A 2,632-nucleotide genomic window follows, 5' to 3' on the forward strand; every position below is an offset into this window, starting at 1 on the left:
GTTTGGCGGGCAGACCCCAACGACATCATCGCCGCAAGAAATCGAGGGTTCCAAATGTTGGATTCAATCCACTAGCATCCGCAATTCCCGGTTCGATTGGGGACTTGCCGATTGAGCATCGGCAGATTTGCCAGAACAAGGACATCGCGCACAAGAGAGACCGGCCCGTCAGCTTTGTAAATGCATGTGACGTTTCTTGTCCCGATGATTTCGGGAAGCCGGGAAGCACGACAATGCTCAAGATGACTGATGTTTCGATTGAAGGTCTTCGGCAGGCGTTTCTAGACGGTGAAAGCCGGGTCAAACTAAACTCCGACGCTGAAACGGGTGATTTCACCCGTATCGTCGCAGTGGCATGGGATGGGGGTTTGCTGGATGGGCAATGGGTAGCGCTCAATGCTGGCCTAAACGTGATGATCGGCGGTCGCGGTGCGGGCAAGTCCACTGTTGTCGAAAGCCTGAGGTTCGTCTTCGACATACCTCCACTTGGCAAAGATGCAGCAAAAAGCCACGGCCTAATGATCAAGCACCTTCTTGGGTCGAGGTCCGAAGTTTCGGTCGTAATCTTCTCGCCAAGTCCATCGCCCGGTTACTACCTCATTGAACGTGCCTACGGAGCGGAAGCGCGGGTAAAGAACCAAGCAGGTGAAATCGTAGCCGATCTAAAACCCGTAGATGTTCTTCCCGAGTTGGAGATTTATGGTCAGCATGAAATTTCTGAGATAACGCGGGACAAACGGCAGCTTGCGGAATTGTTGGGGCGGTTTGTGGGAACCGACACCGACGCAACGTCCAATGAAAGCGCTATTGAAGAGCGTTTCCGGTCCTCGCGAAAGAAGATTCTTGAACTTGAAGAAAAGGTTGCCGAGCTTGATCTTTCTCTAGCTGCGCTACCGGGGTTGAAAGAGCAACTAAAGCGCTTCGAGGAAACCAAGCTGTCCACCCGGTTGGATGAACAGACCTCTGTACAGCGCGAAAAGAGAATACTGGAAGACTTCGCCAACCAAATTTCGACGTTTGAGCAAGTCGGGTTGGACTTGAAACGTGAGGAACATGAACCGTTATCGGTTCTCCCGTCAGAGGAAGAGGTAAAGCTACCTCACAGAGGCGATCTGGAACAGGTCCAAACGATTGCCAAAGCCTTGCACGATGCCCAAAATCAAGCTTCGAAAATCTTGGTGGAGGCGGCAAAGCAAGCGTCCAGTGATCTAAGTTCCCTTCGATCTGACTGGCAACCCAAAGCCGACGCTATTGAGGCGAAATACAAAACTCTCAAAAAGGAGCTTGAAGGCGAGGGCTTTGATCCGGATGCGTACCTTTCTGTCAAGAAGCAGGTTGAAAACCTTGAACCCAAACAGGGAGTGAGGGACGCAACCCTTGCAGAGCGAGCAAAGGAACAAAGCGCCCGCAGAGAGATCGTAGATGAATGGGAAAAAGCCGACCGCAAGGCATATCGCGATCTCGAAAAAGCGGCGAAAAAGGTAAGCAGGAAACTGTCCGGAACGGTGAGGGCAAGCGTCCGGCCAAGTTCCGACTTGGGGCCGCTCGAAGATGTGTTGCGGAACGGAACCGAAGGCCAAATCAGTCAAGCACTGACCAAGCTGCAAGAGCTTGACGACCTGTCCCCATCAAGACTTGCGGTCACGATCCGAAAGGGTGCTCAAGCCCTTTGTGATGAGTTTGGATTCACAGACTCGTCCGCACAGAAGATAGCCGCCGGAGGAGAAAAATTGGCACTGTTGGTGGAGGAAACGCGGATTCCGCCAGAAGCCATCATTGAGTTAAACGTTGGTCCGGTTGGAAGTGAGAACTGGAAAGAGCTTGATCGACTTTCTGCCGGTCAAAAAGCAACGGCGGTATTGATGCTTTTGCTTCTGGAGTCGGATGCACCATTGTTGATCGACCAACCGGAAGACGACTTGGACAATCATTTTATTGCTGGACACGTTGTGACGACAATGAGGGCGGCAAAAAAGAAACGCCAATTCCTGTTTTCGAGTCACAATCCGAATATTCCCGTACTTGGGGATGCGGATCAGATTATCGGGCTGACGCCCGTCGTGGAAGATGGAGTTGACCGCACAAAGATTGAACCGGAACTGTGCGGTTCAATCGACAAGCCGGAAGTCCAGCAGATGATCAAGGAATTGCTGGAAGGCGGGGAACAGGCATTCACGACACGCCGAACGAAGTATGGGTTCTGAACGAATGATTTCGGAAGTCGAACATGTGAAAGCGAAGACGGATAGAGACCATGCCCGTTCGCTCTTCAATGTCGTTGGCAAGTTGTCTCGATTGTTTGGGAAGGTTGAATTTTGACACCACAGGATTTCATTTCGAAGTGGAAATCGGTTGAACTGAAAGAGCGTTCGGCGTCCCAGTCGCACTTCAACGACCTGTGTCGCTTGCTGGGCATTGATGAACCCACCACGGCGGACCCAAAGGGTGAGTGGTTCACGTTCGAGAAGGGGGCGTCCAAGACGTCCGGCGGTGAAGGCTGGGCGGACGTCTGGCGCAAGGATTGCTTCGCGTGGGAGTACAAGGGGAAGCGCAAGAACCTAGTGGATTGATCGCGACAAACGAGTCCGAATTGGGATTCCCATTTGGTGCTGGCCGTGCGAGTCATGCTGAT

Annotated in this window: 2 protein-coding genes; both read left to right on the plus strand. The window is 52.4% G+C overall.

Features of this window, described 5'->3' with window-relative positions; all coding sequences use genetic code 11:
* On the plus strand, positions 1 to 2,204 hold a 2,204-nt coding region (locus VK792_RS19435), incomplete at its 5' end, for a TrlF family AAA-like ATPase (RefSeq protein WP_326299572.1).
* Between the two features lie 111 nt (positions 2,205 to 2,315).
* Positions 2,316 to 2,570 carry a hypothetical protein gene (locus VK792_RS19440; RefSeq protein WP_326299574.1) on the plus strand — a complete coding sequence of 85 codons (255 nt, stop codon included), beginning with the start codon at positions 2,316 to 2,318 and terminating at the stop codon, positions 2,568 to 2,570.
* Positions 2,571 to 2,632 lie beyond the last annotated feature (62 nt).

Source organism: Mesobacterium hydrothermale (assembly GCF_035818635.1).
Taxonomy (GTDB): domain Bacteria; phylum Pseudomonadota; class Alphaproteobacteria; order Rhodobacterales; family Rhodobacteraceae; genus Mesobacterium_A; species Mesobacterium_A hydrothermale.